Below are 16,186 nucleotides of genomic sequence, written 5' to 3' on the forward strand. Positions count from 1 at the left end.
TGTATTTATAAGCGCTCAGAAGCCTGCAGGGTTAATCGTGGCTGTGTCGTTCTTGTATCGCCGTCAGAGAGCCCTCAGACTGCGCCTGTTTGTAGTGTTTACGGCATACCGACACATAGCGTTCATTCCCGCCAATAACCACCTGCTCGCCCTCGTTATAGGGCCTTCCAGACTGATCAAGACGTAAAACCATGCTGGCCTTACGCCCACAGAAACAAATGGTTTTTAATTCAACGAGCTTATCAGACCACGCAAGCAGGTATTCGCTGCCGCCAAATAATTCACCACGGAAATCTGTGCGTAAGCCATAGCACAACACGGGAATATCTAGCCGATCGACAACTTCAGATAATTCATAAACCTGTTGTCGAGTCAGAAACTGTGACTCATCAACCAGTACACAGTGAATTCTTTGCTGCTCATTTTCAGCACGAATCTCTTCGTACAATGATGAATTTTGGTTAAACAATTTTGCAGGCGACGACAGACCTATACGTGAACTTACTTTTCCAGCACCAAAACGGTCATCAATTTCCGCTGTATATACAACAGCACGCATCCCACGTTCCTGATAATTGTACGAAGATTGCAGCAATGCAGTCGACTTACCGGCATTCATTGCAGAATAGTAAAAATATAGCTGTGCCATTGACCGAAGGCCCTCACATGGGGAAATAAATATGCGCGGGATTGTATCATATTTCATGAAAGTGTCGGTGTAGCGTTGCGCCCAAAGGCGTATAAATGCGCGGGCAAGCCCGCTCAGTGCCGCCTGAATTTCAGTAGCAGGTTGTGAGAGAGCATACAACCATCGACCATACAGCCCAAGCTCGGACGCGTATATACACTCTCTTTCACAAATAGTGCTCATGAAATTTATCAATGTCACTTATCATCATACGGCAATAAAGAAACCCTTCCCATATTGTTATTGAATCTACCCACTCTCACCTTGTATTAGCGAATTCACGTAAGCAAAACTAATACAAAAGGTTGAAATCACTGCAAAGAGATACTATTTGTACACCATAAAATGTGACCTGAATCTTGAATTTTTACTCTCAGCTGCTGAGAAGCCCCCTCGCCAATAAGCCTTTTTTATGCCCAACATCATGGGGAATTTAAGACAGGGGAATTAATTCTGTTACTAAATAAAGCGCAATTTTGAATTCCTTACATTCCTGGCTATTGCACAACTGAATTTATCGCTCTATTATTAGCTCAACAAACCACCCCAATATAAGTTTGAGATTACTACAATGAGCGAAGCACTTAAAATTCTGAACAACATCCGTACTCTTCGTGCGCAGGCAAGAGAATGCACTCTGGAAACGCTTGAGGAAATGCTGGAAAAATTAGAAGTTGTAGTTAGCGAGCGTCGCGAAGAAGAAAGCGCTGCTGCGGCTGAAGTTGAAGAACGCACTCGTAAACTGCAACAATATCGTGAAATGCTGATCGCTGACGGCATTGATCCGAACGAACTGCTGAATAGCATGGCTGCTGTTAAATCTGGCACCAAAGCTAAACGCGCTGCACGTCCGGCTAAATATAGCTATGTTGACGAAAACGGTGAAACTAAAACCTGGACTGGCCAGGGTCGTACACCGGCAGTGATCAAAAAAGCGATGGAAGAGCAAGGTAAACAACTGGACGATTTCCTGATCAAGGAATAATTCAGAAATACTTTGCTTAAAATCCCGCCATTGGCGGGATTTTTTTTACTGGTACTTCGCTCAGCCTTACCCGGATTAGGTATAAAAAAATGGCGCTGTTAATACAGCGCCGTTCTGACCAGATAATGCCAGAAGGTTACTTCTTAATACCCATCTCGTCTTCCAGCCAGGCTTTAAATTCAGCGCCGAGAGTATTATGGCGAATACCATATTCGACGAACGCCTGCATATAGCCCAGTTTATTACCACAGTCATGGCTTTTGCCCTTCATGTGATAAGCTTCAACCGTCTCTTTTTCAATCAGCATATCGATTGCATCTGTCAGCTGAATTTCATCACCCGCTCCCGGAGGGGTTTTAGCCAGCAGAGGCCAGATATCGGCACTAAGAACGTAACGACCCACAACGGCCAGATTAGAAGGCGCTACATCAGCTTTTGGTTTTTCAACCACGCCAACCATCGGGACGCTTTCGCCCGGGGATAATTCAACGCCTTTACAATCAACAACACCATAAGCCGTAACATCTTCTACCGGTTCAACCATAATCTGGCTGCTACCTGTTTCATCAAAACGATGAATCATTTCGGCAAGGTTGTCGCGGGATAAATCAGATTCGTATTCGTCAAGAATTACGTCCGGCAGGATTACAGCAACCGGTTCATCGCCAACCACAGGGTGCGCGCACAATACTGCGTGGCCCAGACCTTTTGCCAGACCCTGACGCACCTGCATAATAGTCACATGCGGCGGGCAAATAGATTGCACTTCTTCCAGCAACTGACGTTTTACACGTTTTTCCAGCATCGCTTCAAGTTCAAAGCTTGTATCGAAGTGGTTTTCAATAGAATTTTTAGACGAGTGAGTTACAAGTACAATTTCAGTGATGCCCGCAGCAATACATTCGTTTACGACGTACTGAATTAATGGCTTATCAACCAACGGTAGCATCTCTTTCGGGATTGCTTTCGTAGCCGGTAACATCCTGGTTCCTAATCCCGCAACTGGGATAACGGCTTTTTTGACTTTTGAATTAAGGGCAGCCATTTAAAACTCTCCTGGACTGTTCATGTATTGAACGTGTTCATCATTCTGTATCGCATCCGAGTATATCAGTACAGCGACAAACTTCTGGTCTGAAAAGGACGCGCGTCGGTATAATTAAGATAAATACGAATAAATCTGGCGCTGATAGTAGCACTCACAGCACAGGGAGGGTGAACCAATTTCATTTGCACGCCTCTCAATTGTTCATTCCGCAGACAACATCAAGCGCAGGCGCCCTCCCGCCCCCCATATTTGGCATTGCCATGACTCACAATGTTGGCTCAACTGATTAAGATACGTATTACCTAAGGTACCCAGCGGAACGCCATTGCTGATTTGCACTTGGTGGGAACCTGTATTTAATGTCGCATTCAGCCCTGCAGATACCAGAATCAGATTTTTTAATCCGCTGTGGTAATACCCCACCAGCAAGGGAAACTGCCCTGGTAAATTTGCTTGCCGCAACAAATGATTTACCTGTTTCAATAACGTACCTAACTCCGGCAACCGCTGATTTTGTTGCGTCAGTTGCTCCTGCAGTAAACCATTAAATAGCGCCCGCAATAATAATGCAGCCAAAACACCATTATCCCCTGCCCGCGTCACATCAAGGCAATAGAATGCAAGGTCATGATCCGACAGCGGCGCAATATCCAGCACCAGCCCCGGTTGGTCGGCTACTACCAATTGTCGATAGTTAATGCGGCAGTGCGAAATCACTTGCGACACTGGAGGCTGTAATTCTTTTAGCAGCTTCGCGGCGGCGGCAGGATCGTCCACCATCGCATCCCAGTCGCGAAACAGCCGCTCTTCTTCTTCTACGCGTGAATTAAACATGTTGGGATAAAGACATGCAAAGACGGTTTCTCTCAAGCGATTAAGGTCTTTCACCGGCTTCAATAGGACATCATCCACCCCGAGTCGTAGCGCTTTGGCTATGTCGGACATGTTTTCCGTCGCAGAAATCACCAGTATCGGGGTCTGATCGCCACGATTGCGTAGATACTCAACCAGTTTGAGGCCGTTCATTCTTGGCATAGCCAGATCGCAAATCATCAGATCTGGCGTGAAGTGTCCAAGTAGTTCAAGTGCTTCAAGCCCGTCGCCAGCCACCGCCGTTGTCGCTCCCAAAGAGGAAAACCATGAGTCCATGAGTGAGCGAAATACCGGCTCATCCTCAACGATAAGAATCTGTTTTCCGACCAATGGCTGCGTCATATTCTCCCCCCTGACTGGCTTTAATAAATAGTGGCATGCTATTGCCACTCACGCCTGTCAGAATTAGCTTAAGTGTTGATAAAAAATGTGTTAGACGTTGGTTTTCACCAGGGGTAGAAGTTCATCCATTTTCTTCTCGACCGCCAACTGCCCGGCAGCAATTGCTGCACTGGCGCGGTGAAAATCCAGCGTGGATATTTGTGGACAAAACGGCTGAATCAGTATGTCTGGAGGGTCGCCGGCCATGCGGTTACGTTTCAGACGATTTTCCAGAACCTGAATAGACGTCGTCATGATCTCCATCGCTGTCGGTGCCGTGACCGCACGTCTGGCAGTAATGTTGCTCAATCGCTCTTTCAGACGGGCATGCCATGAAAGCTCGTCAGCATCATTACCCGATTCGGCATCGCTATTGACGTTGAAGGAGAGTAAATCTTGTTGCATGAGATGAGCATCGTGTTGCAGGTCGACCGCGATAACAATATCGGCCCCCAACGCACGAGTCAGGGATACAGGGACGGGATTCACCACCGCGCCATCGACCAGCCAGTAACCATTATGCGCCACGGGAGACATCAGACCAGGAATACTACAGGAGGCTCGGACAGCCAGATGCAAATCACCTTCGGTAAACCACAACTCCCGCCCCGTACTCAGATTAGTAGCAACTGTTGCGAAACGGCGTGTGCATTGCTCAATTGCTTCTACCGGCATGACATTACGGTACTGATTGAATACCCGTTCACCGCGCAGTAAACCTCCCCTGCGCCACGAGAGATCCATCAGCCGTAAAACATCCCAATAGCTGAAAGAACATACCCACTTTTCAAGAGCAGGTAACTTATTGCAGGCGTAGGCAGCGCCAACCAGCGAACCGATGGAGCACCCTGCCACGATATCAACATCGATGCCCATATGCTTAAGGGCTTTAATAACCCCAATATGCGACCAACCTCGCGCCGCGCCGGAACCTAGCGCCAGCCCAATTTTTATTTTTCTCATTATACGTACAAACTTCCCCTGGCTTGCAGACGTAGCAACATCGCTACCGCTCAGTTAACATAGTGCCACTCTGGCGTTTTTACGCCGTTTTTATATTCCAGGGAGTACTTTGTGTCTCAGCTTTGTCCCTGTGGTAGCGCTGTCGAGTATAGCCTATGTTGCTACCGTTATGTGTCCGGCGCGCAAGTAGCACCTACGCCGTCACACCTCATGCGTTCTCGTTACTGTGCTTTTGTGATGAAAGACGCAGATTACCTTATCAGGACCTGGCATCCAGATTGTCATGCGGCCTCGTTTCGCGACGACATTATCGCAGGATTTAGTCATACAGAATGGCTCGGACTGACCGTTTTTGAACAAGAGACGGCAGACACAGAAAATACCGGCTATGTCAGTTTTGTCGCGCGGTTTTCTGAACAAGGTAAAACAGGTGCAATTATCGAGCGCTCTCGTTTTTTAAAAGAAAACGGTCAGTGGTACTATATAGACGGTACACGCCCTCAAATTGGACGAAACGATACCTGCCCTTGTGGCTCCGGTAAAAAATTTAAAAAGTGCTGCGGCTAATCAACGCCCGACAGTATCAATTTTGCAAACATTCTCAACAGGATCACCGCTGCAAATGCATTCATTACAAAGAAAAGTGCTGCGTACTATTTGCCCGGACCAAAAAGGTCTGATCGCGCGCATTACGAATATCTGTTACAAGCATGAACTGAACATCGTGCAGAACAATGAGTTTGTGGACCACCGCACCGGACGCTTCTTTATGCGCACCGAACTGGAGGGCATTTTTAACGACGTCACGCTGCTTGCCGATCTGGACAGCGCCTTACCTGAAGGCTCAATTCGTGAATTAACCCCAGCAGGCCGCCGCCGCATCGTCATTTTGGTCACTAAGGAAGCGCATTGCCTGGGCGATCTGTTAATGAAGGCCAATTATGGCGGGCTGGATGTTGAAATCGCCGCGGTGATCGGCAATCACGAGACGTTGCGTCCTCTGGTTGAACGGTTTGATATTCCGTTTGAGCTGGTCAGCCATGAAGGTTTAACACGTGACGAACATGATCAGAAAATGGCTGACGCTATCGACGCCCACCAGCCGGACTATGTCGTGTTGGCTAAATACATGCGCGTTCTGACCCCGACATTTGTTTCACGCTTTCCAAATAAAATTATCAATATTCACCATTCATTCCTGCCAGCATTCATTGGTGCTCGCCCGTATCATCAAGCTTATGAGCGCGGCGTAAAAATCATCGGCGCGACGGCCCACTACGTGAATGATAACCTTGATGAAGGCCCAATCATTATGCAGGACGTGATCCATGTTGATCACACCTACACTGCCGAAGATATGATGCGCGCGGGTCGCGACGTTGAAAAAAATGTTTTAAGCCGTGCGCTGTATCAGGTTCTGGCTCAGCGCGTCTTTGTTTACGGTAACCGAACGATTATTCTGTAATCGATTGATAAGTTAATTGGTTACCTTTACATCTTTGCGTGTAAAAATCAGGCAACCAGTTCTTTTTTATCAACGGAATGCTTTACAGGGGCGCATCATTTGATATGATGCGCCCCGCTTCCAACGGAAGCAGGCCAGTAATTAGCATTACCCCGTGGTGGGGTTCCCGAGCGGCCAAAGGGAGCAGACTGTAAATCTGCCGTCATCGACTTCGAAGGTTCGAATCCTTCCCCCACCACCATTATTTACTACAGCGATGTAGTTATCCCGGTGAGCAATACAGAAGTTTGCACTTGTCGGGGAAGGGTGAGAACCTTCGATTAAGGTTCGACTCGAGCGAAAGCGAGAGAACGTTGCCAACGGCAACGGCCCGAAGGGTGAGGAGCGAAGCGACGAATAATCCTTCCCCCACCACCATTCATTCTTTTAGACTCACAAAATTAGTATACCCCTGGTGGGGTTCCCGAGCGGCCAAAGGGAGCAGACTGTAAATCTGCCGTCATCGACTTCGAAGGTTCGAATCCTTCCCCCACCACCATCACTTCATAAAGTACCAACACATAATCAATCTGCAATGCCCCATATTCTTCCTATTCGGGAAGGATGAGAAGCTTCGACCAAGGTTCGATTCGAGCGTTAGCGAGAAAGCGTTGCCGTAGGCAACGACCCGAAGGGCGAAGCGCGCAGCGCTGAGTAATCCTTCCCCCACCACCATCACTTCATAAAGCACCAACACATAATCAATCTGCAATGCCCCAAATTCTTCCTATTCGGGAAGGATGAGAAGCTTTGACCAAGGTTCGATTCGAGCGTTAGCGAGAAAGCGTTGCCGCAGGCAACGACCCGAAGGGCGAAGCGCGCAGCGCTGAGTAATCCTTCCCCCACCACCATCACTTCATAAAGCACCAACACAAAATCAATCTGCAATGCCCTTTATTTGCCTGATGCGCTGTGCTTATCAGACCTACAAACTCGACACATGCCCACAAATTGCCTGATGCACTACGCAGGCCTACGGCGCTCGCTTAAACCTGCGTAGGCTGGATAAGGCGCTTGCGCCGCCATCCGGCAAACAGTCATAAAAAAACCCCGCCGAAGCAGGGTTTATCTTTCACAGAAATACGATTAGTGACGTGCACGAACAATCTGGTATTTGCGTGTCAGATATTCGACCGGGACGCTCCAGATGTGTACCAGACGCGAGAATGGGAACAACAGGAACAGCGTCATACCCAGCACAAGGTGCACACGGAAAATAAATGCGACGCCATCCAGATACTGAGACGCTCCGCCATGGAAGGTCACCACTGTCTGCGCCCAGTTCACCAGCTTCATCATCTCGCTGCCGTCCATATGCTGGGCGGAGAACGGAATGGTCAGCAGACCCAGCGCACACTGGATAACCAACAGAGAGAGGATCAGAATATCCGCTCCGGTGGTGGTGGCCCGCACTCGTGGGCTGAACAAACGACGTTTCAGCAGCAGTACACCGCCAATCAGACACATTACGCCGCTGGCGCCACCCGCGAACATCGCCATCTTTTGTTTCACTTCAAGCGGCAGCCACGCTTCATACATCCAGTGCGGCGTTAACATACCCAAGAAGTGCCCGGCAAAAATCCCCAGGATCCCGATGTGAAACAGGTTTGACGCCAGGTTCATCCCTTTGCGATCCAGCATCTGACTGGAGGCCGCACGCCACGTATACTGCCCGTAGTCATAACGCAGCCAACTGCCGATCAGAAAGACAGAACCCGCGATGTACGGATAGATGTCAAAGAAGAACGTATTCAGGAAGTGCATTAGTGCTGTCCTCCGGTGGTGATATTCAGATACTGCGGCGCAACGGCCCCGGCAAAACGACGCTGGTGAGCGGAGATTTCCGACTCGCCACACCCCTGATCGGCGAAGAATTTTACCTGCTCTTCTTCCCAGACCGCATCCAGCGCTTGTGGGGTATCATCACGGGCTTCATCCGCAATTTTTTCAGCCACTTTATCGCTGTCGATAACGGTATTCGCCAGTTTTAACAGCAAATCGAACAGTACTGCATAACGGCTTCCACGCTGCTGCAAACGAGCGCTGAGCAAAGCCAGGATCGGCGCGATATCCTGCAAGCCACCTAGCGCTTCGCTTTTCGGCAGTTGCGCAAGATATTCCAGATACAACGGCAGATGATCGGGAAGTTCGCGGCTGTCGAGCTGCAAACCGTGCTGTTCATACTGTGCCATCAGGTCAACCATTGCCTGACCGCGATCGCGGGATTCGCCGTGTACATGTTCAAACAGCAGCAGCGAGGTGGCACGGCCACGATCAAACAGTTCGCTGTAACTTGCCTGCACATCCAGCACGTCTTGCGCGATTAGATCGCGCAGGAAAACGCCCAGAGTCTGGGCATCCTCTTTATCCAGGTTCTCAGATGACGCGAGTGCATCGAAAAGTTCCTGCTGATGCTGCCACAGGGCAGCATCCGGGTACTCGAGCAAACGCGAAACAATGACGAGTTCAATCATTGGTGCGGCTCCGTTTTGCTGGTCACATCGACAGCGTCGATGCGGCGGCTGTTGAACAGATTGAATTTAGTATCAGAACCGTGGCAACCGTCACCGAAGGTAAAGCCACAACCGCTTTTCTCCGGGAACGCTTCACGCGCCAGTTCACGATGGCTGCTCGGTACCACGAAACGATCTTCGTAGTTCGCGATCGCCAGATAACGATACATTTCCTGTGCCTGCGCTTCGCTTAAGCCCACCTCTTCCAGCGCACGGGTATCGACTTTACCGTCAACGGTTTCCGTACGTTTGTAGTGACGCATTGCCAGCATACGTTTCAGCGCCAACAGCACCGGCTGAGTATCGCCTGCGGTCAGCAGGTTCGCCAGGTACTGAACCGGGATACGCAGACTGTCAACGTCCGGCAGAATACCGTTGCTGCCCAGCTCGCCTGCATCGGCGGCAGACTGAATCGGTGACAATGGCGGCACGTACCAAACCATCGGCAATGTGCGGTATTCCGGATGCAGCGGCAGCGCCAACTTCCAGTCCATCGCCATTTTATAAACCGGAGACTGCTGTGCGGCATCGATAACGCTCAGCGGAATACCATCTTTCAGCGCCTGTTCAATAACAGCCGGATCGTTCGGATCGAGGAACACGTCCAGTTGACGCTGGTACAGATCTTTCTCATGCTCGGTGCTTGCCGCGCTTTCAATCGCATCCGCGTCATACAGCAGTACGCCGAGGTAACGGATACGACCGACGCAGGTTTCGGAGCACACGGTCGGCTGACCGGCTTCGATACGTGGATAGCAGAAAATGCACTTCTCTGACTTACCGCTCTTCCAGTTGAAGTAGATTTTTTTATACGGGCAACCGGTGATGCACATACGCCAGCCGCGGCATTTGTCCTGATCGATCAGCACGATGCCATCTTCTTCACGCTTGTAAATGGCACCGCTCGGGCAAGTCGCCACGCACGCCGGATTAAGGCAGTGCTCGCACAGACGCGGCAAATACATCATGAAGGTGTTTTCGAACTGACCGTACATCGCCTTCTGCATGTTCTCGAAATTTTTGTCTTTCGCCAGCTTCTCGAACTCACCGCCGAGGTCATCTTCCCAGTTCGGACCTTTGGTGATTTTATCCATACGCTGACCGGTGATCAGCGAGCGCGGACGGGCAATCGGCTGCGCTTTGCTGTCTGCCGGGGTGTTGTGCAGAGTCTGGTAATCGAAGTCAAACGGTTCGTAGTAATCATCCAGACCCGGAAGATGCGGGTTAGCGAAGATTTTACCCAGCAGCAGCGCTTTGTTACCCATGCGCGGCACCAGCTTGCCGTTGATTTTACGGATCCAACCGCCTTTGTATTTCTCCTGATCTTCCCAGTCGGTCGGGAAACCGGTGCCCGGTTTGGTTTCAACGTTGTTAAACCAGGCATACTCTGCACCTTCACGGCTGGTCCAGACGTTTTTACAGGTTACTGAACAGGTGTGGCAACCGATGCACTTATCGAGATTCAGCACCATGCCGACTTGTGAACGAATTTTCATTTTACGCTCTCCTGTACCTGGTCATTGCCTTCGCCATCCAACCAGTCAATGTTCTTCATCTTACGAACCACCACGAACTCATCACGGTTCGAACCTACGGTGCCGTAGTAGTTAAAGCCGTAGGCCAGGTGGGCATAACCACCAATCATGTGCGTCGGTTTCGGTGTGATACGGGTCACCGAGTTATGGATCCCGCCGCGCTGCTCGGTAATCTCCGACCCCGGAATATTCACAATACGTTCCTGGGCGTGGTACATCATGGTCATCCCGGCCGGGACACGTTGACTCACAACCGCACGAGCGGTGAGTGCCCCGTTACTGTTAAAGACTTCGATCCAGTCGTTATCCTCGATACCCAGATCTTTCGCATCCGCTTCGCTCATCCACACGATAGGACCGCCGCGGCCTAACGTCAGCATCAGCAGGTTATCGCTGTAGGTGGAGTGGATACCCCACTTCTGGTGTGGCGTCAGGAAGTTGAGCGCTTTTTCTGGGTTACCATTTGATTTCTCGCCCATCACCTCTTTCACCGAACGAGTATCAATTGGTGGGCGGTAAACCAGCAGGCTTTCACCGAAGTCTCGCATCCACTGATGATCCTGATACAGCTGCTGGCGACCAGTCAGCGTACGCCATGGGATCAGCTCGTGAACGTTGGTGTAACCGGCGTTGTAAGAAACATGTTCATCTTCCAGTCCTGACCAGGTCGGGCTGGAGATAATTTTGCGCGGCTGCGCCTGAATATCGCGGAAGCGGATTTTCTCGTCTTCTTTATTCAGCGCCAGATGCGTATGGTCACGGCCGGTAAATTCACTCAGCGCAGCCCAGGCTTTCACCGCCACCTGACCGTTGGTTTCCGGTGCCAGGGTGAGGATCATCTCAGCGGCATCAATCGCCGTATTCAGCATCGGCTGGCCTTTTGCCGGGCCTTCAGCCTTGGTGTAGTTGAGCTTACGCAGCAGGTCCATTTCGCTCTGGGTGTTCCAGGCAATCCCTTTCCCGCCGTTCCCGACTTTATCCATCAGTGGGCCGATGGACGTGAAGCGTTCGTAGGTTGCCGGGTAATCACGCTCAACTGTCATGATGTGCGGCGCGGTAACCCCTGGAATCAGATCGCATTCGCCTTTCTTCCAGTCTTTAACATCCAACGGCTGCGCCAGTTCGGCGGCCGAGTCGTGCTGGATAGGCAGCGTCACTACGTCAGTTTCTTTGCCAAGGTGGCCCACGCAAACTTCAGAGAATTTCTTGGCGATAGCCTTGTAGATTTCCCAGTCGCTCTTCGATTCCCAAGCTGGATCAACGGCGGCAGACAACGGGTGAATAAACGGATGCATATCCGAGGTATTCATATCGTCTTTTTCATACCAGGTAGCGGTCGGCAGCACGATGTCGGAGTACAGACAGGTGCTCGATAGACGGAAGTCCAGGGTAACGACCAGATCCAGCTTGCCGTCCAGTCCGTTATCCTGCCATTCCACTTCTTCTGGCTTCACGCCCCCCTGTTTACCCAGATCCAGCCCCTGAATACCATGTTCAGTACCCAGCAGATACTTCAGCATGTACTCGTGGCCTTTACCGGAAGAGCCGAGCAGGTTAGAACGCCAGATAAACAGATTACGCGGATGGTTTTTACCGTTCTCTGGTTGTTCAGCCGCAAAGCGAATAGAACCTTCCTTCAGAGATTTAACGGTGTAATCCACCGGTGTCATCCCGACTTTTTCTGCCTCACGCGCAATGTACAGCGGGTTAGTACCTAACTGCGGCGCAGATGGCAACCAGCCCATACGTTCAGCGCGAACGTTAAAGTCAATCAAATGGCCACTGTAGCGGGATTTGTCTGCCATCGGGGACAGCAGTTCCTGTGCCGTAACCGTCTCATAGCGCCATTGGCTGGAGTGGTTATAGAAGTAGGACGTACTGTTCATGTGACGCGCCGGACGCTGCCAGTCAAGGGCAAACGCCAGCGGCTGCCAGCCGGTCTGCGGACGCAGTTTTTCCTGGCCCACGTAGTGCGCCCAGCCGCCGCCGCTCTGACCGACGCAGCCGCAGAACACCAGCATGTTAATCAGACCACGATAGTTCATATCGAGGTGGTACCAGTGGTTCAGACCCGCGCCAACAATAATCATTGAGCGGCCGTGCGTTTTATCTGCGTTATCGGCAAATTCACGGGCAATACGCACGATCTGAGCGCGCGATACGCCAGTGATTTTCTCTGCCCATGCCGGGGTATACGCTTTGATATCGTCGTAGCTGGAGGCGCAGTTTTCATCGTTCAGACCGCGTTCCAGACCGTAGTTGGCCATGGTCAGATCGTAAACGGTCGTCACCAGCGCAGTAGAGCCATCTGCCAGTTGCAGGCGTTTTACCGGCAGTTTGTGCAGCAGAACATTTTCCAGTTCAACTTTGCTAAAGTGCTCGGTACCTTCGCCGCCAAAATACGGGAAGCCGACTTCAGCGATGTCGTCCTGGCTGCCCAACAGGCTGAGCTGCAGTTCGGTTTCGTTACCGGACGTGCCGTCGCGCTGCTCAAGGTTCCATTTACCTTTTTCACCCCAGCGGAAACCAATTGAACCGTTTGGCGCAACCATTTCGCCGTCGGTATTGATGGCAACGGTTTTCCACTCGGGATTATTTTCCTGACCCAGGGAGTCAACCAGATCGGCGGCACGCAGCATACGACCCGCCGCATAATACCCGTCACGCTCTTCGAGCATCACCAGCATCGGGAAGTCGGTGTAACGACGCACGTAGTCGGTGAAGTATTGGCTCGGGTTATCAAGGTGGAACTCGCGTAGCATGACGTGGCCCATTGCCAGCGCCATTGCGGCATCGGTACCCTGCTTCGGAGCCAGCCACAGATCGCAGAGTTTAGCGATTTCAGCGTAATCCGGGGTGATGGCAACCGTTTTAGTCCCTTTGTAGCGAACTTCCGTGAAGAAGTGCGCATCTGGGGTACGGGTCTGCGGAACGTTTGAACCCCAGGCGATAATGTAACTGGAGTTATACCAGTCGGCAGATTCCGGAACGTCAGTCTGCTCACCCCAGGTCTGCGGAGACGCAGGCGGCAAGTCACAGTACCAATCGTAGAAGCTCAGGCAGGTGCCGCCAATCAGCGACAGATATCGTGCACCGGAGGCGTAGGAAACCATCGACATCGCAGGGATCGGCGAGAAGCCCGCCACGCGGTCAGGACCGTAGGTTTTAACGGTGTAAACGTTAGAAGCGGCAATCAGCTCATTCACTTCCTGCCAGGAAGAACGCACAAAACCACCACGACCACGCGCTTGTTTGAAGCTTTTTGCTTTATCGGCGTCTTCGATGATGGAGGCCCATGCGTCTACCGGATCGCTGTGCAGTCTTTTCGCTTCACGCCACATTTTCATCAGACGTTTGCGCATCAGCGGGTATTTCAGACGGTTAGCGCTGTAGAGATACCAGGAATAGCTTGCACCACGAGGGCAACCACGAGGCTCGTGGTTTGGCAGGTCCGGACGGGTACGCGGATAATCGGTTTGCTGGGTTTCCCAGGTCACCAGACCATTTTTCACATAGATTTTCCAGCTGCATGAGCCAGTGCAGTTTACCCCGTGGGTTGAACGCACGATTTTGTCATGCTGCCAGCGCTGGCGGTATCCGTCCTCCCAGTCCCTGTTGGTATTGAGAAGCTGGCCATGCCCATCGGCAAAGGTTTCGCCCTTCTGCTTGAAGTAGCGAAACCGGTCCAGGAATTTACTCATCGGTTTTCTCCTGTAGGAGCCTGACGGCTCTCTGATAAATCGACATTGCTTGATTGAGAGCGAAGGTAACGCTCTGAAAGGGCGTGAGAATTGATAACGATCAAGGCAGGCAGGGATGAAAAATGAGGGTTGGTTTTTACATACCCCCAAAGTGGGATATTGATATTTAACGTAATGAATTGAATTTAAATGATTTTTAATAATTCAATTATCATGCAAATGTTAAATTCTTTATAAGTGGGTATTAAGGGGTATCCCCCCTGCTTAGCATGTTGCGTTCGCCGTTCTCACAGGCTGTTGTCATGCCACAATACAAAAGTATGTTGTAACTAATTACAGATAAAAAAAAGCGCGGTCTAACACCGCGCAATGGATAATCAACTTACACTTCATCCTTCAAACTGCTTCGCGTTGGCTGCGCTCGTTCTCCCCAGTCACTTACTTCTGTTAGCTCCAGGGGATTTCTCACTTGCCGCCTTGATGCAGTTATAATGATTTTGTGTATACCACTTTTTTACTTTTTAGAATGACGTCCGTATACCGCCCAGGTGATAACCACACAAGCGACATAGAAGATCAGAAATACTTTCATCGCACCGACCGGAGAACCGGTTAATGCCAGGGACGTGCCAAATGCTTTCGGGATAAAGAAGCCGCCGATCGCACCAATAGCAGAGATAAAGCCCAACGCTGCCGCCGTATCGGTTGCCGCCTCGCGCATCGCTTTCTCTTCTGAACCACCTTCAGCTTTCACTCTGTCCATCGTCAGTTTGCGAAAGATTACAGAGATCATCTGGAAGGTTGAACCACTCCCCAGACCAGCCGTCAGGAACAACGCCAGGAACACAGCGAAGAAGGCAATGAAGTTGCCGCCGACACCGTTTGATGGCAGCGTCAGGAACAATAAGGCACTGAAAATAGCCATCAGAATGAAGTTCACCAACGTGACGCGGGTCCCGCCCAGACGGTCAGAGATTGCGCCGCCCGCAGAACGCGCCAGCGCACCAATGAACGGGCCAAAGAAGGCGTAATGCAGGATCTGCACCTCTGGGAACTGCGTTTTTGACAGCATCGCGAAACCGGCAGAGAAACCGATAAAGGAACCGAAGGTTGCCAGATACAGCAGGCTCATAATCCACAAATGCCCGCGTTTCAGCACCGGCAATTGCTCTTTCAGCGAGGCTTTGGAGGTTGCCAGTTCGTTCATACCGAACCATGCGGCCAGCGTGAAAATAGCGAGGAACGGCACCCAAATCCATGCAGCGTTTGCCAGATACAGCTGCGTGCCATCCGGTTGTTCAACCCCGTGGCTACCAAATGCGGCAAAGATTGACAATGAAACCACCAGCGGCGCGACCAACTGCATCACGCTGACGCCCATGTTGCCCAGGCCACCGTTCAGACCCAGCGCGCCGCCCTGTTTCTGTTTTGGAAAGAAGAAGCTGATGTTTGCCATACTGGACGCAAAGTTCGCACCAGCGAAGCCGCACAGCAGGGAGATAATAATAAAGGTACTAAACGGCGTGGAGGTATCCTGCACCGCAAAACCTAACCATACGCAAGGAATGATCAGGATGCCGGTGCTAAATGCCGTCCAGCGACGTCCACCAAACAGGGGGACCATAAAGGAGTACGGAACACGCAGCAGCGCGCCGGACACCGAAGGTAATGCCGTCAGCATGAACAGTTGTTCAGTGGTGAAATCAAATCCGACTTTCGGTAAGTTCACCGCCACGGCGCTAAATAACATCCACACGCAAAACGCCAGCAGCAAACAAGGGACGGAAATCCACAGGTTACGGCTGGCGATTCGTTGACCACGCTGCTGCCAGAAGGCGGGATCTTCCGGCCGCCATTCGGTAATTACAGCTCCAGATGCCCTTTCCGGGGCAGATGAGTGACTCATAGACACCTCTGATACTTGTTTCGATGCCTGCAACATTAGGGTTTACAGCTGGAGGTAAGTTGATATAAATCAAAGGAAAAGGTGTCATT

At 51.0% G+C, this 16,186-nt stretch carries 12 protein-coding genes, 2 tRNA genes and 3 other RNA genes; 8 read left to right on the plus strand and 9 right to left on the minus strand.

Going from position 1 to position 16,186, the window contains the following annotated elements:
- Positions 1-31: 31 nt before the first annotated feature.
- Entirely contained in the window at positions 32-649 is a 618-nt protein-coding gene (gene tdk, locus SK34_RS01225) for a thymidine kinase (protein ID WP_003020720.1), read from the minus strand.
- Positions 650-1,259: 610 nt separating this feature from the next.
- Here tdk and hns point away from each other — a divergent pair.
- The gene (gene hns / locus SK34_RS01230; protein ID WP_003020723.1) at positions 1,260-1,673 is read left to right on the plus strand and encodes a histone-like nucleoid-structuring protein H-NS; all 414 of its coding nucleotides are present in this window, start codon (positions 1,260-1,262) and stop codon (positions 1,671-1,673) included.
- Between the two features lie 136 nt (positions 1,674-1,809).
- On the opposite strand, the gene galU is transcribed toward hns, so the two are convergent.
- The 3 genes from galU to rssA form a co-directional block, all read right to left on the minus strand.
- Positions 1,810-2,718 carry a UTP--glucose-1-phosphate uridylyltransferase GalU gene (gene galU, locus SK34_RS01235; protein WP_003020727.1) on the minus strand — a complete coding sequence of 303 codons (909 nt, stop codon included), beginning with the start codon at positions 2,716-2,718 and terminating at the stop codon, positions 1,810-1,812.
- Between the two features lie 204 nt (positions 2,719-2,922).
- Entirely contained in the window at positions 2,923-3,936 is a 1,014-nt protein-coding gene (gene rssB / locus SK34_RS01240; RefSeq protein ID WP_003841305.1) for a two-component system response regulator RssB, read from the minus strand.
- A gap of 90 nt (positions 3,937-4,026) precedes the next feature.
- The gene (rssA, locus tag SK34_RS01245) at positions 4,027-4,938 is read right to left on the minus strand and encodes a patatin-like phospholipase RssA (protein ID WP_003020732.1); all 912 of its coding nucleotides are present in this window, start codon (positions 4,936-4,938) and stop codon (positions 4,027-4,029) included.
- A gap of 111 nt (positions 4,939-5,049) precedes the next feature.
- On the opposite strand from rssA, the gene SK34_RS01250 reads away from it, so the two are divergent.
- From SK34_RS01250 to SK34_RS23300, 7 genes are all read left to right on the plus strand, one after another.
- Positions 5,050-5,505: a YchJ family protein gene (locus tag SK34_RS01250; protein ID WP_003020734.1), complete on the plus strand. Its 456-nt coding sequence runs from the start codon at positions 5,050-5,052 to the stop codon at positions 5,503-5,505.
- Between the two features lie 55 nt (positions 5,506-5,560).
- Complete coding sequence (gene purU / locus SK34_RS01255) at positions 5,561-6,403, plus strand: formyltetrahydrofolate deformylase (protein WP_003020737.1); 843 nt, start codon at positions 5,561-5,563, stop codon at positions 6,401-6,403.
- 156 nt (positions 6,404-6,559) lie between these two features.
- Positions 6,560-6,644, plus strand: a tRNA-Tyr gene (locus SK34_RS01260).
- Between the two features lie 44 nt (positions 6,645-6,688).
- Positions 6,689-6,820: non-coding RNA, RtT sRNA (locus SK34_RS23290), on the plus strand.
- A 36-nt stretch (positions 6,821-6,856) separates the two neighbouring features.
- Positions 6,857-6,941, plus strand: a tRNA-Tyr gene (locus SK34_RS01265).
- A gap of 44 nt (positions 6,942-6,985) precedes the next feature.
- Positions 6,986-7,117, plus strand: a non-coding RNA gene (locus SK34_RS23295) — RtT sRNA.
- A 44-nt stretch (positions 7,118-7,161) separates the two neighbouring features.
- Positions 7,162-7,293, plus strand: a non-coding RNA gene (locus tag SK34_RS23300) — RtT sRNA.
- Between the two features lie 235 nt (positions 7,294-7,528).
- On the opposite strand, the gene narI is transcribed toward SK34_RS23300, so the two are convergent.
- The 5 genes from narI to SK34_RS01290 all read right to left on the minus strand — a co-directional run bounded on the left by narI (position 7,529) and on the right by SK34_RS01290 (position 16,097).
- Positions 7,529-8,206: a respiratory nitrate reductase subunit gamma gene (narI, locus tag SK34_RS01270; RefSeq protein WP_003020743.1), complete on the minus strand. Its 678-nt coding sequence runs from the start codon at positions 8,204-8,206 to the stop codon at positions 7,529-7,531.
- Complete coding sequence (gene narJ, locus SK34_RS01275; RefSeq protein ID WP_003020745.1) at positions 8,206-8,916, minus strand: nitrate reductase molybdenum cofactor assembly chaperone; 711 nt, start codon at positions 8,914-8,916, stop codon at positions 8,206-8,208. Before narJ ends, narI begins: the two co-directional genes overlap by 1 nt.
- On the minus strand, positions 8,913-10,451 hold the full coding sequence (narH, locus tag SK34_RS01280; protein ID WP_048232140.1) for a nitrate reductase subunit beta: 1,539 nt from the start codon (positions 10,449-10,451) through the stop codon (positions 8,913-8,915). Before narH ends, narJ begins: the two co-directional genes overlap by 4 nt.
- Positions 10,448-14,191, minus strand: coding sequence for a nitrate reductase subunit alpha (locus SK34_RS01285; RefSeq protein ID WP_003841311.1), 3,744 nt, complete (start codon positions 14,189-14,191; stop codon positions 10,448-10,450). The genes narH and SK34_RS01285 overlap by 4 nt, the downstream gene beginning before the upstream one ends.
- A gap of 514 nt (positions 14,192-14,705) precedes the next feature.
- Complete coding sequence (locus SK34_RS01290; RefSeq protein ID WP_003020752.1) at positions 14,706-16,097, minus strand: NarK family nitrate/nitrite MFS transporter; 1,392 nt, start codon at positions 16,095-16,097, stop codon at positions 14,706-14,708.
- Positions 16,098-16,186 lie beyond the last annotated feature (89 nt).

It is taken from the genome of Citrobacter sp. MGH104, assembly GCF_001034485.1.
Classification (GTDB): domain Bacteria; phylum Pseudomonadota; class Gammaproteobacteria; order Enterobacterales; family Enterobacteriaceae; genus Citrobacter; species Citrobacter freundii.

What these genes read in the sequence shown, in the direction of transcription:
- tdk (WP_003020720.1), bottom strand. Translation starts at nt 649, where the DNA reads ATGGCACAGCTATATTTTTACTATTCTGCAATGAATGCCGGTAAGTCG.
- hns (WP_003020723.1), top strand. Translation starts at nt 1,260, where the DNA reads ATGAGCGAAGCACTTAAAATTCTGAACAACATCCGTACTCTTCGTGCG.
- galU (WP_003020727.1), bottom strand. Translation starts at nt 2,718, where the DNA reads ATGGCTGCCCTTAATTCAAAAGTCAAAAAAGCCGTTATCCCAGTTGCG.
- rssB (WP_003841305.1), bottom strand. Translation starts at nt 3,936, where the DNA reads ATGACGCAGCCATTGGTCGGAAAACAGATTCTTATCGTTGAGGATGAG.
- rssA (WP_003020732.1), bottom strand. Translation starts at nt 4,938, where the DNA reads ATGAGAAAAATAAAAATTGGGCTGGCGCTAGGTTCCGGCGCGGCGCGA.
- purU (WP_003020737.1), top strand. Translation starts at nt 5,561, where the DNA reads ATGCATTCATTACAAAGAAAAGTGCTGCGTACTATTTGCCCGGACCAA.
- narI (WP_003020743.1), bottom strand. Translation starts at nt 8,206, where the DNA reads ATGCACTTCCTGAATACGTTCTTCTTTGACATCTATCCGTACATCGCG.
- narJ (WP_003020745.1), bottom strand. Translation starts at nt 8,916, where the DNA reads ATGATTGAACTCGTCATTGTTTCGCGTTTGCTCGAGTACCCGGATGCT.
- narH (WP_048232140.1), bottom strand. Translation starts at nt 10,451, where the DNA reads ATGAAAATTCGTTCACAAGTCGGCATGGTGCTGAATCTCGATAAGTGC.
- SK34_RS01285 (WP_003841311.1), bottom strand. Translation starts at nt 14,191, where the DNA reads ATGAGTAAATTCCTGGACCGGTTTCGCTACTTCAAGCAGAAGGGCGAA.
- SK34_RS01290 (WP_003020752.1), bottom strand. Translation starts at nt 16,097, where the DNA reads ATGAGTCACTCATCTGCCCCGGAAAGGGCATCTGGAGCTGTAATTACC.